This window comes from Gottfriedia sp. ABJ_BB2_2 (assembly GCF_055484705.1).
Genome location: NZ_JBVFKR010000001.1, coordinates 49836 through 68892 on the forward strand (window position 1 = coordinate 49836; position 19057 = coordinate 68892).

Annotated in this window: 20 protein-coding genes; 19 read left to right on the forward strand and 1 reads right to left on the reverse strand. The window is 30.3% G+C overall.

What is annotated here, in order from left to right:
- Window positions 1-38 precede the first annotated feature (38 nt).
- From ACX6U0_RS00335 to ACX6U0_RS00395, 13 genes are all read left to right on the forward strand, one after another.
- A complete protein-coding gene (locus tag ACX6U0_RS00335) occupies window positions 39-590 on the forward strand; it encodes a hypothetical protein (protein WP_464958018.1) in 552 nt (183 codons plus the stop codon).
- Between the two features lie 175 nt (window positions 591-765).
- A complete protein-coding gene (locus ACX6U0_RS00340) occupies window positions 766-912 on the forward strand; it encodes a hypothetical protein (protein WP_464958019.1) in 147 nt (48 codons plus the stop codon).
- Between the two features lie 238 nt (window positions 913-1150).
- Window positions 1151-2779 (forward strand): YVTN family beta-propeller repeat-containing protein, encoded by a 1629-nt coding sequence (locus ACX6U0_RS00345; RefSeq protein ID WP_464958020.1) that lies wholly within the window; start codon window positions 1151-1153, stop codon window positions 2777-2779.
- A gap of 630 nt (window positions 2780-3409) precedes the next feature.
- On the forward strand, window positions 3410-4651 hold the full coding sequence (locus tag ACX6U0_RS00350) for an ATP-binding protein (protein ID WP_464958021.1): 1242 nt from the start codon (window positions 3410-3412) through the stop codon (window positions 4649-4651).
- Window positions 4652-4956: 305 nt separating this feature from the next.
- On the forward strand, window positions 4957-5535 hold the full coding sequence (locus ACX6U0_RS00355; protein WP_464958022.1) for a hypothetical protein: 579 nt from the start codon (window positions 4957-4959) through the stop codon (window positions 5533-5535).
- A 339-nt stretch (window positions 5536-5874) separates the two neighbouring features.
- The gene (locus ACX6U0_RS00360; RefSeq protein ID WP_464958023.1) at window positions 5875-6468 is read left to right on the forward strand and encodes a hypothetical protein; all 594 of its coding nucleotides are present in this window, start codon (window positions 5875-5877) and stop codon (window positions 6466-6468) included.
- Between the two features lie 157 nt (window positions 6469-6625).
- A complete protein-coding gene (locus ACX6U0_RS00365; protein ID WP_464958024.1) occupies window positions 6626-7162 on the forward strand; it encodes a sigma-70 family RNA polymerase sigma factor in 537 nt (178 codons plus the stop codon).
- Entirely contained in the window at window positions 7152-7844 is a 693-nt protein-coding gene (locus ACX6U0_RS00370; RefSeq protein WP_464958025.1) for a hypothetical protein, read from the forward strand. Before ACX6U0_RS00365 ends, ACX6U0_RS00370 begins: the two co-directional genes overlap by 11 nt.
- A gap of 213 nt (window positions 7845-8057) precedes the next feature.
- Complete coding sequence (locus ACX6U0_RS00375; RefSeq protein ID WP_464958026.1) at window positions 8058-10094, forward strand: YncE family protein; 2037 nt, start codon at window positions 8058-8060, stop codon at window positions 10092-10094.
- Between the two features lie 263 nt (window positions 10095-10357).
- Window positions 10358-10705, forward strand: a complete 348-nt coding sequence (locus ACX6U0_RS00380) for a hypothetical protein (RefSeq protein ID WP_464958027.1) — start codon at window positions 10358-10360, stop codon at window positions 10703-10705.
- Between the two features lie 183 nt (window positions 10706-10888).
- On the forward strand, window positions 10889-11578 hold the full coding sequence (locus ACX6U0_RS00385; RefSeq protein WP_464958028.1) for a hypothetical protein: 690 nt from the start codon (window positions 10889-10891) through the stop codon (window positions 11576-11578).
- Window positions 11579-12555: 977 nt separating this feature from the next.
- Window positions 12556-12831: a hypothetical protein gene (locus ACX6U0_RS00390; protein WP_464958029.1), complete on the forward strand. Its 276-nt coding sequence runs from the start codon at window positions 12556-12558 to the stop codon at window positions 12829-12831.
- A 186-nt stretch (window positions 12832-13017) separates the two neighbouring features.
- Window positions 13018-13602, forward strand: coding sequence for a hypothetical protein (locus tag ACX6U0_RS00395; RefSeq protein ID WP_464958030.1), 585 nt, complete (start codon window positions 13018-13020; stop codon window positions 13600-13602).
- A gap of 430 nt (window positions 13603-14032) precedes the next feature.
- Here ACX6U0_RS00395 and ACX6U0_RS00400 read toward each other — a convergent pair whose 3' ends face one another.
- Complete coding sequence (locus ACX6U0_RS00400; protein ID WP_464958031.1) at window positions 14033-14593, reverse strand: transglycosylase SLT domain-containing protein; 561 nt, start codon at window positions 14591-14593, stop codon at window positions 14033-14035.
- A 558-nt stretch (window positions 14594-15151) separates the two neighbouring features.
- On the opposite strand from ACX6U0_RS00400, the gene ACX6U0_RS00405 reads away from it, so the two are divergent.
- The 6 genes from ACX6U0_RS00405 (at window position 15152) to ACX6U0_RS00430 (ending at window position 19038) form a co-directional block, all read left to right on the forward strand.
- Window positions 15152-15508 carry a helix-turn-helix domain-containing protein gene (locus ACX6U0_RS00405; RefSeq protein WP_464958032.1) on the forward strand — a complete coding sequence of 119 codons (357 nt, stop codon included), beginning with the start codon at window positions 15152-15154 and terminating at the stop codon, window positions 15506-15508.
- Window positions 15509-15711: 203 nt separating this feature from the next.
- Window positions 15712-16290 carry a sigma-70 family RNA polymerase sigma factor gene (locus ACX6U0_RS00410; RefSeq protein ID WP_464958033.1) on the forward strand — a complete coding sequence of 193 codons (579 nt, stop codon included), beginning with the start codon at window positions 15712-15714 and terminating at the stop codon, window positions 16288-16290.
- The gene (locus ACX6U0_RS00415) at window positions 16283-17365 is read left to right on the forward strand and encodes a hypothetical protein (RefSeq protein WP_464958034.1); all 1083 of its coding nucleotides are present in this window, start codon (window positions 16283-16285) and stop codon (window positions 17363-17365) included. Before ACX6U0_RS00410 ends, ACX6U0_RS00415 begins: the two co-directional genes overlap by 8 nt.
- A 308-nt stretch (window positions 17366-17673) precedes the next feature.
- On the forward strand, window positions 17674-18168 hold the full coding sequence (locus ACX6U0_RS00420; RefSeq protein ID WP_464958035.1) for a 2,4'-dihydroxyacetophenone dioxygenase family protein: 495 nt from the start codon (window positions 17674-17676) through the stop codon (window positions 18166-18168).
- 427 nt (window positions 18169-18595) lie between these two features.
- A complete protein-coding gene (locus ACX6U0_RS00425) occupies window positions 18596-18775 on the forward strand; it encodes a hypothetical protein (protein ID WP_464958036.1) in 180 nt (59 codons plus the stop codon).
- A 98-nt stretch (window positions 18776-18873) separates the two neighbouring features.
- The gene (locus ACX6U0_RS00430; protein ID WP_464958037.1) at window positions 18874-19038 is read left to right on the forward strand and encodes a hypothetical protein; all 165 of its coding nucleotides are present in this window, start codon (window positions 18874-18876) and stop codon (window positions 19036-19038) included.
- Window positions 19039-19057: the final 19 nt, after the last annotated feature.

Consider the following 19057-nt stretch of genomic DNA (forward strand, 5'->3'; position numbering starts at 1 on the left):
AAGGTATAAATTTGTCCTTAAAAAAGAGGTGAGAATTTGTGAAAAAAACTATAATTCTTATTATATTTGTTACAATGATAGGCTATTTGATTTACTATAATAGCCAATTTAATGTGAAACATAATAATAAATCGATTCAAAGTAATGTAATGAAATTTTTGAATCACGGAGAAAATAGTAAAATGATTCCGAAGATAGTTGACGTTGATCAATTGGGAGATTCAAATACTGTTATAGCTACATTTAAATTAAGTACAACACAAAATGGCTATGCAGTTCTTAAAAAAGGACTAAATCATAAAATGAAGATTGTAAGTACAAGATATGGTAACGGTAAAGTTGCGTATTCTGGAATTGAAACAGATAAAGGTAAATACGGTTTGTTAACGGGAATTAACGTAGGATTAAAAGTGGATCATGTTACAGCCAAATTATTGAACCATGATTACTCTTTTACAGTAACCGTCCCGAAGCAACAATATTTTATAACATTTAAAAAGTTACCAAAAGAAATTAAAGAACCATTTCCTGCTGATCTAATCTTTTATGATAATAATAATAAGATTCTAAAAAACAAGGATGTACAGTAAGAAGTAAAAACGAGTTGCTTTTGCACCTCGTTTTTTTAATTGCACAAGTAGAAGTTTATAGTAATCATACGATTACTATAAGTAATTTCAAGGGAGAACTAACCAATGTATATCGAAAACTTAATTACTTCTTCAACTAACGGATGCGTTAGTTGACCAACGTTGGACTGCTTCGTTGGTCATTTTTTTTGCTCTATTTGGCAGGAAAAACGGATTGACTGATCAAAATATTTTAGGAAAACAGGAACACGCTACACTTAAAGTTGGTGATAGTGTTGTAGCAACATTTTTTGAAGATGGCATATTAAACGTCAAATTGTAGATAAATAACCGAAGGATTGGCGAGGGACATGGAAATTAACTACTACATCACAGAAAAAGATTTTAAAAATAGCGTACAAACTATTACTAAAAAGCAAAAATACTATATTTGGTAGAAAGAAATCTAGTAAATAAAGTTTTTACAAATATTAGTAGAAATAGTATTAAAATCCAAACAGGCTTGTCCTCTATTAAATAATATAAACAGTACGACAATTATTTTATGGAGGTGTATCTATTTGCCATTTCCACCGGGACCACCAGGACCAACGGCGCCGCCGGGTCCAACAGGAGTAACAGGCCCAACAGGCCCAACAGGAGCAACAGGGGCAACAGGAGTAACAGGCCCAACAGGCCCAACAGGAGCAACAGGGGCAACAGGAGTAACAGGCCCAACTGGGGCAACAGGAGCAACGGGGGCAACAGGAGCAACGGGGGCAACAGGAGTAACAGGAGTAACAGGCCCAACAGGGGCAACAGGAGCAACGGGGGCAACAGGAGCAACAGGGGCAACAGGAGTAACAGGCCCAACAGGCCCAACAGGGGCAACAGGAGCAACGGGGGCAACAGGAGCAACAGGGGCAACAGGAGTAACAGGCCCAACAGGCCCAACAGGGGCAACAGGAGCAACGGGGGCAACAGGAGCAACAGGAGTAACAGGCCCAACAGGCCCAACAGGGGCAACAGGAGCAACGGGGGCAACAGGAGCAACAGGAGCAACAGGGGCAACAGGAGCAACAGGAGCAACGGGGGCAACAGGAGCAACGGGGGCAACAGGAGCAACGGGGGCAACAGGAGCAACGGGGGCAACAGGAGCAACAGGAGCAACAGGGGTAACAGGAGTAACAGGAGTAACAGGAGTAACAGGAGTAACAGGTGAAACAGGAGCAACGGGGGCAACAGGAGCAACAGGTGAAACAGGGGCAACAGGAGTAACAGGAGCAACGGGGGTAACAGGAGTAACAGGACCAGCGTTCCCAACATCAGTTAACCGAATTTATGTGTCTAACACAAACAGTAATGATGTTACAGTAATTGATGGAAGTACAAACTCTGTGATTACTACTGTCTCAGTAGGCACTTCTCCAAGAGGTGTATCGGTAAATCCAGTTACTAATCGAATTTATGTTGCAAATTTCTCTAGTGATAATGTCTCAGTTATTGATGGAGATACAAATACAATTATAGCTACAATCCCGGTAGGAACTGGTCCAGATGAAGTAGCTGTAAATCCTATTACAAACAGACTATACGTTGCGAACCAAGGATCAGATAATGTTACTGTAATTGATGGAAGTACAAATTTATTAATTACGACAGTGACAGTAGGTGATGGACCATCTGGTATTAAAGTCAATACGAATACGAATGAAATTTACGTTGCAAACCAGTTTAGTAATAATGTCAGTGTTATTGATGGAAACTTTAATACAGTCATAACTACCATTACAGTTGGTACTGCACCAGAAGATGTAGGAGTAAATCCAAACACGAATAGAATTTACGTTGCAAATTCAGGTAGCAATGATGTTACAGTAATCGATGGAAATACGAATACTGTTTTAACAACAGTTGCAGTTGGTACTGTACCTATTGCTTTAGGTGTAAATAAAAATTCAAACCGTATATATGTAGCAAACCAAACCGCTTTTACTGTTTCTGTAATAGATGGAAATAGTAATACAGTTATTGCTACTTTAAATACAGGTCTTGGCCCACGTGGTGTTGGTATTAATCCAAATACAAACAAAATTTACGTGGCGGACGAGAATGCTGACAATTTAGGAGTGTACAGTGGACCTTCTAATACTGCCGAAACTTTTATAGGAACCGGAGATGGTCCATTTGGTGTAGATGTTAATCCATAACACAATTTTTAGATGGAATAAAGGATTAACGGTTTTAATTACCAGGATAATGAAAGTATTATAGAAGAAATAAATAGGTAGTTAAATTGCTCTTTATTACGATTAATTTTTTATTAATGTAATAGAGCTTTTTTTATTCCTCTTTTATTAAGTTATATTTAGGAACTTAGCAGTATGGATACCATGAATGTTCCAGAGTTTTTAAGATTAAGTAAACATCTTAGTAACCAAGTTAACATAGACGATAATGAAGAACATCTTAAAAAAATTATTGATATGTTAATTTAATATCTATTAAAACTAAAAGATTAAACGTAATTCCTTATTTAACTAACTGGCGCGATAGTTCAACAAACTTAGGGGTCGAAATGATTGACTCTTTTTTGTATTTAATAAAATATTTTATTAGGGATTTATATTATAGGATTTGAAGGTACTTTTAGTATTTAAGTAGAAAAACCTGACCAATTTTTTAATGCCTAATCGTATTTGGTAATAGTAGTAGTTACAACTGCAATATAGTTTAACTCTACGATATAAATACCAGAGTTTTTACTTATTTGAAGAGGAAATTCCCAAATTTTGTCGAAAATCACAAAAGGCACATAAATTTAGGAAGTAGGGAACAGTATGTGGGAGTCAATCCAAAGCATGTGCTTGCATGTGGTCTTCATTCTTTTTACAATCCTCATCTATCAAATTTTTTTAAAAGAAAGAGAAAGGAAACAGAAAAAAATTCGTTCGAAATTTTTTCTATTCATGCTGATTATTTTAGTTTTTACAATGACCCAGCCAGTCCCTTATTCAGAAATTTATAAGTATGACTTTAAAGCAGTCGCTATAATCCTGTCTTTTATATACGGTAGTAAACGGGTAGGATTTGCAGCCTTTATGGCACTGCTTGTAATCGCTATTTTTACCGACCAGAGGCTGTTGATTCTTTTAGGCAATTATACAGTGTTTTGTCTATTGCTAATGCCTGTAACAAGTGCGTTTCACCGATATAGAATAAAAGGTAAAGTCTTAGTAATCAGCTTATTTTATATGATGATTCCAATCACAAGAGGGATCTTTCTTCTATTAAAAGGAGACTATAAGCAAACTATTTTTGAATTTAGCTCTTCTCTTATTGTTTTGGCAACCCTAATTGTGATCATTTATTTAATTGAAAACATGAATGAGCAAATTGAAATGAAGCATGAGTTAATTAGAATGGAAAAAATGAATGTTGTCAGTCAACTGGCTGCTTCGGTTGCACATGAAATTCGCAATCCAATGACATCTGTCCGGGGGTTCATGCAATTAATGCTGAAAGAAAATTTAACCAAGGAACAGCAAATGTACATTAACATTTCGATTGATGAATTAGACCGCGCACAAGGAATCATTAATCAATATTTAGCTCTAGCAAAGCCACAAATCGAACATTATGAAACCATTGATTTAACTTCAGTCATTCAACAAACGATTGATGTGATGCATTCATACGCTATTTTAAACAGTATTCATATTTCACAGCAAGTGGAATCATCACTCGAAGTTGAGGGACTTAAACTAGAAATTCAACAATTGTTAATTAACCTCATTAAAAATGCGATTGAAGCAATTAAAAGTGAAGGAGAAATCTGGATTTCTGCTGAAAAAAATTCCGATGGCTTCGTATCTATTCAAATTAGAGATAACGGTGTTGGAATGACCGAAGACCAGTTGAAAAAAATAGGTAGCCCTTATTATTCAACAAAAGAAAAAGGAACAGGGCTAGGGTTATCAGTATGTTATCAAATCGTGAAGCAAATGGGTGGAAAAATTATGATTAAGAGCGAATTAAAAAAAGGTACATGTTTTATCATAAATCTGCCATCGAAAAATTGAGTAAAAACAGAATTCCAGTTTGAACTAGATTAGTATTAATTATTATTTTAATTGCAGTTTTTGCACTATTTTATAGATGATAAAAAAATTATTTGAAATTACCTTATGTAACTAACGGATGCGTTTGTTAAACAATGGTAGGCTACTACGGTAGTCTATTTTTTTGGCACTAGCTTGCTATTAGTTAAATAGATAAAGGGTTTATTAACTTTTAATCGAATAAATTCATTAACATATTATGGAAATTAGACATTATTAAAAAGAACAGACAAGCGATGTAAAGTTTATTATTTGGAGTTGATTAAATGAAAAAATTCGGTGTTTTTTTAATTCTAATTTTGTTGACTAGCACTTCAACATTAACATTAAAACCACGTGCAACTTTTGCTTGTTCATGCGTGAAAGAACAAACTGTACAAGAGGAATTCTCTCAATCTAAGGCTGTATTCAGTGGTAAAGTAATTGATATTAAAAAGACTAAATTTTCAAACCCTAACTATAAAAAAGTGCTTTTTAAAGTATCCAAAACGTGGAAAGGCATTAGTGATTCTCAAGTAATTATTAAAACAGGGCAAGGTGACGGTGACTGTGGAATTAACTTCATCAAAGGGCAAAATTATCTTGTTTATGCCAGTTCTTCTAAAATGTATGGAGAAAACTCTCAATCGCTTACAACTACCATATGCGATTCTACAAAAGAGTTTAGCTTAGCACAAAAAGACCTAACAATTCTAGGTAATGGAAAAAAACCAACCAAAAATGTAAATTTCCAAGAAAACTTTCAAAGAAATATTTTTGATACTCTATTTAAATCTATAGTAATTGGATGTATTTGTACGATTATTTTAGTCATCTTTTTTAGAATACGAAAGAATAAAGCCTAAAATTGTTCGTTTTAAGTAGTGTTTCCTGAATTTTCGACTGTGTACTTAATCAACTAACTGGCGCGTTAGTTACATTGGAAAGAGCATCCATTCAAATATGAGTTTTTGATAAAACAATTTAGTAACCAGCATCAAGAATAGACAATGCAAAAATCAAGTTTTAAATATTTTAGAACATCCTAAGAATAACTCGGGTTGTTTTTTTTTTATATAAATTTTTTTAAAAAAAGTAAAGCCAAATAAAAGTTTTGCTAGTCTAATTAAAGAAGGGATTTTGATCTTTAGGCAAATAAAATATCTAAATATTAAATTATGCAAAATTTTACAAGGGGGTTATGTATGAAAAAACTTTTTTTGTTGTTAACAATGATATCTATATTGATTTTATCAAGTTGTACAATAAATAAAGAAACAAAACAGAAAGAGTCAGTTTTGGATAAATATAATGCAATGAATACTAAGTCTGAAGTTAGAGTAAGAGACTTCATTTATCGTATTGTTTCTGAAAAACAAGAGTATGAAAATGGTGAAAAAGTTAAGATTTATGCAGAATTGGAGTATGTTGGAAATCAGGAAAAAGTAAACATATTTCATGCGTCTTCACCTTTTTATTTTGATGTGACAGAGAAAACTAGAAATTATGATTTAACCTATGCTATGACACAACCACTAATTAAAACAACATTATATAAAGGTAAGCCACTTCGCGAAGAATACAAAGAAGGTGGCGGGGGGTACGGTGAAGATGACACAGAAGATTACATTAACTTTGTTAAAAAAGTTTGGAAAACAAAGAGATTTCCTTCAGGTTACTACTTATTAAATGGTAGGGCTGATTTTTATATTGAAACAGAGCAGAATGGCAAGGAAATAGAACGAAATTATTATATAAACTCTCAAATTGATTTTAAGGTTCGAGAGAAAAATAATTAAAATGATATCGTAGAAAAAATTTCATTCTTTAGGTAAATTACTGAGATTTTGAGGAAACAACCTGGGACTAACGCAGGATGTTTTTTTTTGTAAAATAAAAAAAGTGAAAGCCAAATTAAAGATTTTACAATCTAATTTGTGAAAGGGATGAATGATCTTGGTTCACAAAATACTTCAATTAGTGAAAAAAGCTCAAAAAGGTAATGAACAATCATTTTTATCATTATTTAATGAATATGAAACAGTTGTATACAGAACTGCATTTATTTATGTCAAAAACCAGGATGATGCTCTTGAGATTGTACAAGAAACAGCGTATCGATCATTTAAAGCTATAAAAAATTTGAAAGAACCAAAACTTTTTAAAACATGGTTGATAAGAATTACGATTAATTGTGCATTAAGCTTAATCAAAAAACAAAAAAATGATATTAATTTATCACAAGAATGTATACATACGATTGCAGAAGAGAATGTAAATGACATAGATTTAGTTATTACGATTCAAGATTTAATTGACCAATTAAATGAACAAGAAAAAAGTGTAATAATTTTAAGATATTATCAAGGATTAACAATAAAAGAGGTTGCAGAAACATTAAAAATTCCATTAGGGACAGCTAAAACAATATTGTATAGAGCTTTAGGGAAACTTCGAAATGAATTGAAGGGAGATGTATACAATGAGAAATAATATTAAGGAAGAAATCGATAAAATTGAGATACCTAAAGAAATAAGAGAAAGAAGTAAAGCAGGTGTTTTGAAGGCAAAAAGTGAAATGAAAAAACAAAAATCTAAGTGGTTTCTTTATGGAATGCCGATGATTGCAGCCTCAGTGTTAATCATTATTATAAGTGCAACATCTTCATCAATTTTTACAACTGAAAATAAAAGGAATCTTGCTAATTCTTCAAGTTTAAAGAAAGAAACAAGTGATTATACAAAAAGCTCAAAAGATCAATCTACACATTTTACAGCAGAAACGAAAAAGATTAATTTAAGTGATCCTAATGAGCTGGTCGAGTTCGGCGACAATGTTTTTATTGGTGAAGTAATTAAAAAAACAGGTGAAAAAAAATTTGATCCTAGATATCCACAAACTCAATATAACGTGAAAGTTAAACACAATATAAAGGGAAAAGTATCGAATACTGTTACTGTCAACCAGCAAGGTGGATACCTAAATGGAAAACTAGTCTTATCTAACAAGGATCAATTACTTCAAGAGGGTAAAACATATTTATTTATAACAAGTTACATGACTAATTTTAAGTGGCATAATATAGCATTTCCCGTTCATGGAGATATTTTAATTAGAAATGAAGATGAGCAAAAAAAATTAATCGAAGAATATACTAAGGCTATCGAAAAGTAACACATTTGTTGCTTTATTAACTTTGAGTAATAGTTAAATAACAAGTTGAACGAATTTCAAGTAGTAGAGTTAAAATAAATTCTTGGGATATATTTTGAATTATTTACCAAAAAATTTATTTGTATTATCAAAAAAGTGTAATAATTGTTGTGATAAAATAGTTTGATGGGAAAATTTTCTATAATTTCATAATTAACAAAAGGGGAAGTCAACATGAAAATCAAAAAGTTTGTAATTTATTTCTTAGTTTTTTTTCTAGCACTCGGAATTTTTATTGATGCAAAAGCAATTTCAATTGAGAAAACTGATTCTGAATTATCAAATCACTCAGGATTACTTACTACATCATATGACACAAGTAATCAATTACATTTAAACTATGTTATTTTTAACGGAAAAAGCAATGAATCTATTCGAGACCTAAATACGAATAAGATAATTAATACAAAAATAAATCCTTTATTTAATAACCCGAAGCAATCTACTTCTGAAAGATCAAGTTTTCTTTCGCCGTTTGCCTATTACTATTTTCAACACTATGTGTTGGCTGAAGAACTCTTTCCAGGGAGTTTGTTTATTAAAGATGTAGAAGGTAATAAATTATTTAGCGCGGTATATAGCGAAAATTCAAAAAATAAATACATAGTTTCTTGGACAACACAAGAAAATGTTAAACCTTACAAGATCGATATTAAGCTACCTTTATCTGTAAATAGTGTTGAAAATATGATTATTCAACCAACTACTAATAGTATCCTTGCTTTTGGGGGTGGAAAGGGTTACAAAATTGATTTAGGAACTGGTAAAATTAAGCAAACTTTTACTACTCTTAAGAATATTAAATCACTTGAACTATCTCAAAATGGGAAATGGTTAATCGTTCTTTCAAACGATAATAATCTTCAAATTTTAGACACAAAGCATTCATTTAAAGATGTTACAAGTATAGAGTTAAAAAATTATGTATTAAAAAATCAAATCAAAAAAGTATATTTTGATAAATGGAATAAGCATATCTATCTTCAAATTGACCATGCTGAAAAAAATGATTCTTTGTCGGTAATTAATTTTCCGGACTTTAAGATTTTAGAAGAATTATCTAATATTTATAAAGTAGAGATGAATGAAAATCGAACAATTCTACAAATTGATAATGATAACACTAGTTATTTTTTCTCTACTGAAGGTTTTTTCTCTGAGTTTTCATCCATTAGAATTAATCCATCAAACATTAATGTTGGAAATAGGAATGCAATTAACTTGAAGGTTGAAGGTATTAAGCGAGATTCTACAGTTGTAGAAATTCCCTTAAAAGATGTTTCCTTATCTTTAACTTATGATAATCAATATGGTAAATACTCAGTAAATCCATCAAAACAATTAATTCCTGAAGAAGTAGGCAATGCAACACTGATTGCAACTTATAAAGGAATGAAAGCTTTTTCGCCTATTAACCCTACTTCAGATGGACTAAAGTTTCCATTAACACTAGGAGAATTACCATTCAATGGTAAAGAGGTTTATGGAAAAACTCATCCCAATTCAGAAGTAACATTAACTTTTACAGAACAAGGAACATCTAATAAACTTATTAAAAAGATTAAATCAAATGAAGAAGGTTATTTTAATTTAATATTAAATAAGCCTTTTGCTAAGAAATTTGAAGTAAGTGCTCAAGCAAAATACCGAATTGGTGAAGGGCAAGAATTTTCCTCATTCCAAGTTAGTAAAAGCAATGTAAATAAATTAAACAATTGGAAACCAACCATAAGTAATGTGAAAATTGATCCAGTTACAGACTCAAGTCCACTTGTTAAAGGTCATACAGTACCATTTGCAACTGTTAACGTAAAGTCTAAGACTAAAACATTTGTCGGAAAAGCAGATAAATACGGAAATTTCATAGTGAATATAGGAAAAGAATCAATTGAAAAAGCGGGTATCTTTCTAAAAGTTTCAATTGGTAAAACAGGATATCTTCCAAGTAAAGTAAAATCAATTAAAGTTTTAAAAGATACAATTCCACCAACTGTAAAATGGACGAAGATTGGTGGAACAATGATTGGTAAAACCGAGCCATATACATTAGTGGAAATATTCAATGGTTCAATTCGAATGGCGAAGAAGACTTCTGATCGATATGGAAATATCCAATTATCAAAAGTATATTTTAGTTCTGGTAATGAACTGTTTTATAGTGCAACCGATCGTAATGGAAATAAAACGCCATTTAAGTTTATTCAGTATTAAGATTTAAATGATTTAAATAGTTATTTTTTATTATTGTTTATTGTATTATAAAAAAGCACATCAACTGTTAAAAACAGTTAACGAGTGAAGGTGCTTTTTATATCATTGATAAGTTTTTTCTTCAACTAACTTTGCACGTTAGTTAAAGATCATTGAGTTGCTTCGGCAACTCTTTTTCTTATTCAAAAAATATGGAAGTATCCTTCATTAAGGATTGTTATAATGAGAAAGAAAATAAGTTGTCTTCTAAAGGAGTTTCACAGATGAATACGAACAATTTACGAAAATGGGCGGTAGAAAAGGCGATTGAACAACAGACGATTGAAGGATTTTGGGAATGTTTTCATTCGTATAAAGAGGGTAGTAAAAGACAATTTAACAAGCATTTCGGTCGAGATTTTGATGAAAATCAATTAACTGTTGAAATGAGTGGTATTTCGTTACATATTGATGAGTGGGATTGTTCTAAACATTATCACAAAATCGTTTATGGATTTGATTTTGTTGTTTCATTCGTACCGATTGTCTACAAAAACGAACGTTTAGGGGATTACCGAATGTTGTTTAATTTGGTTGGTGAAAGCTTTGATGATTATTTTGTAATAGATTGATACTATCTAACTCCTTATTCAACTAGCTGGCGCGTTTGTTCAATAACAAGAAAGGCTGCTTAGGCGCCTATTTTTATTTCTCGAATTGGCAAATTATTGTAGTAAGTTATTACAATAAATACCACTTTCCAGCATTTTCAATTAAACTTAAAATTATAGGTAAATAACAAATGGAGCTTAAAAATGAAAAAAATATTATTACTTAGTTTGACTTTAATCTTAATACTGTTTGGATGTGAGAAACGTATGAATCAATCATTAGATACTTCTAAATTAAAAAAGTTTGAGCAACCAAATAATCTTACAAAAGAGCAAAGAAAGATGATACCGATCACCTATGAAGCCTCATCGCTAGAAGAAGGTTTAAATTCTCTTCCTTTTAAAATAAAGATTCCTAAAAATTTGCCTCTTAAGGTTGTACCTAGTGAATCATTACAAATAGATGATTATAATCATAATGGTAGGAAATTAGGCGTACGTTATAGTCTTTCTCAAATTGACAATTCAAAGCTATTTGTAATTAATGTTTCAATTTATAATTACAAGCATGAACTTGAATCTGGTTTTGAGTCTGGTGAGGATGTAGACCTTGATTATGAAGTTGATGAGTCTAATGGACTTGTAGAACTTGATACTGATGAACCTGAAGAAATTGTTCAATTAAAAGGTGGGGTAAGTGGTAATTATACTGGTTATTCAACTTTAGGAGTATCATTTGAACTTGGTAAAACTCAAGAGGTTGGCGAACTAATAGAAAATACACTTATCTTTTCAAAAGGTGGTATTTATTATGAACTTACATTTGTTGCAAATTTTGGTAATTCTAAAATAATTAAACAATATGTCAATAATATTGCAAACCAGATGTTGTAATATTGCAAAATGGATTGCTTACTTGGCTGCGCATTTAATATAAATGCGTTTTACTCTAAGAGAATATTAATTTCTTGTTTAACTAACTGGCGCATTAGTTACATAAAGTGGACTGCTTCAGCGGTCTTATTTTTTACTCTCAAAATAGAATATGAAAAAAGGCTATTTTGATCGAGGTGAAAAATGAAAACTTATATAATAAAAAGGGTCAAACAATTTTTAGTTATTTTAACTGGTGTATTAATTGCAATCTTATTGACCTTATTGATAAATCAAAAAATACCTTTTGATTCGAATAAAATCTATATATTTATATGGATAGCAGTTGTATATTTGATAACTGAAGTCGTTCTTTTTTTTCATTGGTATAAAAAAGGGGATAAAAGCTAATTCAACTAACTGGCGCGTTAGTTGAAATCATTAAAGGCTGTTTTGGAGCATTTTTATTATGCTAACAAGCAGTATAGTTTAAGTGAAAATATTTACAAATGAAGAAAGAAATTTACAAAGGAACAAGTCAGACATTTTTTACGATGGTACTTACCAAAATTCCGGCGTTTGAAGAAGATTATTGATAGAAATGTTTAGATCTTAGATCCAGTTAATAGAATTTAAGAAAAATTTAAGATTTACCCCACTCTTTTTTTAAATAGTTCTTCCTATTCTTAAAGTATAAAACATTTCGTGACAAGAATTGGAGAAGAAATATTAGGAAATAAAAAATTGATATTCGTATTAGATTGAAAAATAAGTTTTATTTTTAATAAAGAGTTAATCAAAATATACTAAGGTGTGAAACAAATGAATAAGGAACAAAAGATTATAATCATTGGAACTTTTGGCACATTAATAATCGTGTTTATTATTTTGGCACTATTTAGCCTTCATCATCCTGAAAAAGGTTTTTTGTGGGAATGGTATTTCAATAGCTAATTAAAATTGTAGTAATTAATTATTGAAATGGGGGTTAGAAATAAATGGGAAAATTGATTACAGGCAAATTAAAGAAAAAAATATATTATTGGATATCTTTAACACTTTTTCTACTTGGTTTACTTTCATGGATTCCTTATGTGGTATCTAATGTTCAAGAACCTTATGGATTGTTAACATTCATTCTTAATCCAATTGGATTTTTTATAGGTTGCTATTCCAAGAATAGATTATTAGCTTTAAGTAATCTTGCTATGGTCTTTAGTTTCATTCCTGTTGTAATATATATTTACCTTTCAAAAGGATACATACCAATGTAAATAATTAACGATTAGATTCGCTAACTTATCAAACTAACAGCACATTAGTTGATGATCAAAAGCAGCATTGAGCTGCTTTTTTATTTACGTATTTGGCAGTTTAGTTAAACATGGAAATACGCTAAAATTAATTAAACGAAAATATATTTTAATCAATGCTCTATAAAATGATTGGAGACACAAGCTATGTTTTTAGAGAAACATGAACCATCTACTATTGAAGAATATAATTGGTTTGATGAAATTGGAAATATTATAGATTCAGAAGCACCATTAACTAAAATGCAATTATCGAAAATAAATAGATACATTATAGAATTAGATGAGCACAGAGCATTAACACAATTCATAAATTGGTTGTTTCATAACAAGTACAAGATTTATTGTCTCGATGATCTTAAATTTGAAGTTAGAAATTTGACTAATATACAAAGAATACTCTTTGAAAAGGAGAAATCTAAAGAAAATTGGAAACAAATTAATGAAAAGAATATTTACTATAAAGAATTTAAATCCGAAGATGATGTAACATATGGATGGAATCGTTTATTCTTTTTTTCAAAAGAAAGTTTTAACTGTATTACTTTATGGAATCTATATAATGAGTTGAATCTTAATAAATCAAGATTTCCAAACTTAAGTTTTACCAAAATATTGCCTAAAAATAAAGATTTTATAATTGGTAGAGTTTCTCTGGGAGAATCATATTTTAAGCCAGGAACTAATGAAGAGACAGATGTATTAATTTGTTATACAGCACAAAAGATTTAAGAATCTTATTGAACTAACGGACGCGTTAGTTGAAAATCATTAAAAACTATTTAAACAGTTAAAACGGAGGCGTAGAAATGATTACTGTTAAAAATGCTGAAAATTAAATTGTCATTAAAATATAACTTAATATAACTGATCAACGAAAGACTTTGAATAATAATTTATTTGCATAGTCCTTCGTTTATTCATATCGAATACTTTCAGAAATTTGGTCGAGAGCTGACCTATTATAGACAAGTAGTAACTACTGGTTACAAATATGTTGATGCGTAAGTCTACATTATTGATACGCCGGGAAAATGTTAAGTTAACATTCAATAGAAATTTGAAGTTTTGTATTTACTTATCGAAATAATAATAGACAAGGAGCAATTCATCTGAATTGCTCCTTGTCTATTATTATTGAACTTAACTTTTGATTATGATCTTAGAACCATGAATTTACGACTTTTAACGCTTTATTATACTTAGCGATATATGAAGTAGCTTTTCCTGTTCGTTCATAACCACCAACACCTTTATTGTAAGCACTTAAAATGGCTTCTGTTAATTTTACGCCACGATATCCTTTTGCTTTATACTTCTTTTGTAAAGAAGAAAGCATATATGTACCCCATTTGATATTAATGTAAGGATCTGTTGGTTTGTTTGCAGTGTTTAGAGTTTTGGCCAGACTTTTATGGTTTACTTTTGCAATTTGGAAGTAACCGTAGCTTTCCTTATTTCGAGCGTTTGCATGAAAATTACTTTCTATTTTAATGATTGCAAGTGCCGATCGATATGATATCCCCCGTTGTTTACACAGATTATATAAATACTCTTGGTGGGCTTTTGGTAATGGCACTTTCGAATTATAATTAAATGCTGTATAGGTATTTGCTGATACATGTAATGTAGAAAATGAAGTGAGACTTAAAATTAGTAAACATACTGTAAGGAACCCCTTTATGATAGTGGTAAAAGGGAAATTTATGTAGGTTCTGTTCATGATGGTTCCTTTCTATTCTGCTTTTATTTAACTTTTATTCAATTTATCACATTTAACTTTGATATGGATCAATAACATCATCTATTTATGGCTTTGTAATGAAAATATCATCTTGCAATATTTTTGTAATAAAACAAATAGAATTAATAGATTTTGACAAAATTAAGCTAAATGTTGGCAGAACACATCAAAAATAGATGAATGTATCGAGCAAAAGATTTAGAACGGGATAATTTATAGTTTTGATATGATAAAGTAAGTTTTCTTTATTGAACTAACTGGCGCGTTACTTGAATAACCAGAGTCACAGAGTGGCTCTTTTTTGTTTCACAAACAGGGGATTAGTTGAATAAGAAATGTTACATTTATTTTTATAGTAATTGTAAAGATGAATTGGAGTCGAAGATCACATAAGGCTGTTTTTCAGTCTTTTTATTTTGATAAATAATAGGATAGTTGAACAAGGATTTATATTATACAATAAAGAAAAATAAGAAAATGAGTATTTGGGGTTTGGGAGTTAGTGCAACATAATATTAATTTGATGGGGTGTTTTTTGTGAAACCGAATATAACTTTAATTTCATCTCTAATTTTAGGGATATCTATTATTACTGCATCACTAATTATTTCAAATACAGTTCAAGACAATAAAATGGAGTCTGAAAACTCTCTAAATAAAGAATTTATGAATGAAAAGCAATTACTGACTGGTCCTGAACTTGCCAAATATTTAGGACTTTCAGAGCAAGAGCTAAGTCGATTACTAGCTTCCATTAACACCAAAAATTCTGATGGTTCGAGAGAATTCGGATTAAGCTTTATAGAAATTAACAATAAAATGTATTTTCCTAAAAAAGCTGTGGATGAATGGTTATTAACTGGCCAAGGAAGATATTCACAAATTGTCCAGTAAGTTATTTTAATTCAACAAACTGGCGCGTTAGTTTCATTAGTAAAATATAAAAAGCCTGTATCTAGATTACTTGGTAATCATGTTACAGGCTTTTTATATCGTTAGTAAGAACATTATAAATAGGTTTTAATATTATTTTTTAAAAAAGTGAAACCTTATTGCTCGTTCATCAGTCTAAAGAGTGGTCGAAGGGAGGAAATTAAATGATCAATAAAAATTTAAATCGATTTAGATATGAAGTCGAAAACGAAGAGAATTGTCTAGATAAAGATTTGTTGATAGCAAATCTAATGGATACATATACCAAAAAAGTATATTTAATTGCATTTTCATATGTAAAAGACCAACTCGAAGCAGAGGATATTTCACAAGAAGTCTTTTTAAAATGTTATAAACATATTGAAAATTTTAGAGGAGATGCCACAATCAAGACTTGGCTTTATCGAATTACAGTTAATACGGCAAAAGATTTTTTAAAGAAAAAAAGCTTAAATTTATTAAAGTATCCAACCTTTTTCTTTGAGAATAGTAGAAGGAAAGAGAGTACGGAAGATACATATATAAAAATAAGCCAAAATGAGTATCTTTTACAGGTTGTTCATGCTTTACCCGTAAAATATCGTGAAGTCATTGTTCTTCATTATTTTCATGAACTTAAAATCGAAGAAATTGGAGAAACATTAGATATTAATCTAAACACTATTAAAACGAGACTAGCAAGAGGTAGATCTATGTTACGAAAAAAACTTGATTCCAAGAAGGGAGAAATACCTAATGGATAAAGAAATAAAACGTTCGAATGATAATTACAATAATTTATATAATGAAGAAATTGCAAATCGAATTAAAAATAAAGTTTTATCATCAATTGAAGATGAGAAAAAGATTTCAAGTAGGAGACCATCACCTATTAAATTGAAGAAAACAAAGAGTAGTATTGGTCGAAAAGCAGTTATGATTAGTGGATTAGCAGCAATCATTTTTGCATTAGTGTTTAGTAGTGCTTATGTTTCTCCTTCTATGGCTAAGGTAGTATCTAAAATCCCGTATTTAGGTAAATTGTTTGTCCAAAAACCAATAATGACAATCCTTACTGAAGAATTAAATAATAAAGGTTATAAAATAGACTCATTAGGAGTTGTTTATCAACCTAAGAAGGAAATAGCTATCTCATTGGCAGGTTCAAAAAAGTATTATGAAGATGTAAAAGATGAAGTTCAAGAAACAGTAAAAAATATTTTAAAGAAGTACAATTATGATACCTATTCAATAAACGTCGAAAGAAAAAGAGAAATAATAATGAATGAAAGTAAGGATGATCAAAAGAGAATTGATGAAAATGAACGTATTACTACTGCAATTAATAATGAACTTAGTAAACATAAATTTAATATTCTCAATACAATGGTTCGAAATAATAAATTTGACCGTTATATTGGTCTGGAAATCCCTGATACGGTTGGAAAATCACAAATAGATGAAATAAAAAGTGTGATTAATCAAGCTGTTGAAAAGTTGAATGTGGAACACTACCCGATAAAGGTAAGGAAAGTAAATTTAATAAAACAAGAACAGGATGCTAGATGGGGAGATAATCTATCATTAATTGGAGAAATAATTCTAAGTAAAAGTGAATACAAAGTAAAGGGTATTGGTTATTCTGTTTATCCTAAAATTGAATTATTTATAAGAACGACTGTTAAAAGCACGGATGATAATTCAAATGAGTTCGGAAACAATCTTGCACGAGTAATAGATGAATTTTTAAAATCAGATGAGATGAAATCAAAAGTCAAGGATGACATTTACCAAATCAATATATTAAGCAAAGATAAAAAGAAGTTAAACAAAAAATAATAAAATAGTATCACTACCAGTATATAGAAGATGCTAAAAGATAATACGAATAATTCTTATTAAATGCTAGGTTTTTAATATATTAAGCTATTCATTATGCATAATAATCCTTTTTTTATAGACTAAATGTCAGTAGAAAGTATTCAAATGGATATTTCAATAAAATAAGATACTAGTAAAATTGTATGGTTACATAATGAAATCCAGATGGAGAAGATACTGTAATGAAAGGACTTTAAGGAACATTTAAAGAAATATTATAGAGGTTAATAATTTAACAGAGCACACATATGAAAGGTGATTATAAAGTGAACAAACTTATAGACGAAAAATTAATTAAATTTGCTGAAGAACTTCAACTACCGGATAGAGTATTTGATACTGAGGAAATTCATTGGATTCCTTTCGATGATGGAACTTGTCACTTTAAACCAGTTAGGTTTGATTTTTCTACCGGAACATGGATATATCTATTTAAAATTAAAAAGAATAAAACCTTAACACGACACAGACATACAGGTGGAAATGTTATTGGGTTTAACCTAAAGGGTAAATGGAGATATGCTGAGCGAAGTTGGGTTGCAAAACCTGGAACGTTCATATTTGAACCACCAGGGGATATACATACTTTAATCACTGAGGAAGAGGAGGTTATTACTCTTTTTATCTTAGGAGGTTCACTTCAATATTTTGATGAAGAAGAACAAGTAGTTGGTCAGGATGATATATATTCTGTTTATAAACGATACTGTGATTATTGTAATGAAAATGGACTTCAAATAAATGATGATTTGCTTTATTAAATGGAGATTTAGACTAACATAATCGTTCAACTAACTAGCGGGTTAGTTGAAAAGTGTGAACAGCCTTTGGCTGTTTTTTTATTTAAATAACTGTCAAATAAGAACCTTCAAAAAAAGTGTTGCAAATTCCAAAATATGGTAAAATTAATTTATCCAGAAAGTAGTTTGATAGGATGTTCTACAAATGAAAAAGAAGACATTGAAACAATTTTTATTATCTAAGGCATTCGTTTTTACTTACTTAGTAATTGCCCTACTCATATACTTTATAAGCATAGAGAATGACTATCATTTTTTTACCCATATTCAATTATCATACATTATTGTTAGGTGCTTTCTATTTTTCAATTTTATTACATAGCATATTTATTTTTTTTAAGAAATTTTTATTTTAAACCTTCTTAACCTTTAAAGGAGTTGTAAATATATGAAAAAGAACTATATATTAATATTTCTTATGTTTTTTGTCGCATCAATTGCTGGTGGATTAGCATTAAAGAATATCTTTGATTATTCAATGATAGTGGGAGCCGGTTTAGGAACAGTCTTCCTTCTATGTTCAGCATTTTTTGCAGGGCAGAACCAAAAGACTCCGAAGGCACAGTAATTATTATAATTGCACTGTCTTTTTTTTAAGATATGATCATTGACCTGTATTATCACAAGTAGAACTTAATTACTTTAGTTCGTATTTGGAGGAGAAGTATGAAAAAAGGTACTATTTTATTTTTAATCGGATTAATAATGTTTATGTTTGGTATATACTTATCCACCTATTGGACTGTAATTGGTATGTTAATAGGTATTGCAGGGGGAATTGTAATGGGGAGTAGCACTTATTTCTTGGTTGCTAAAAAAACTAATTCCTAATTCAACTAACGCATGAGTT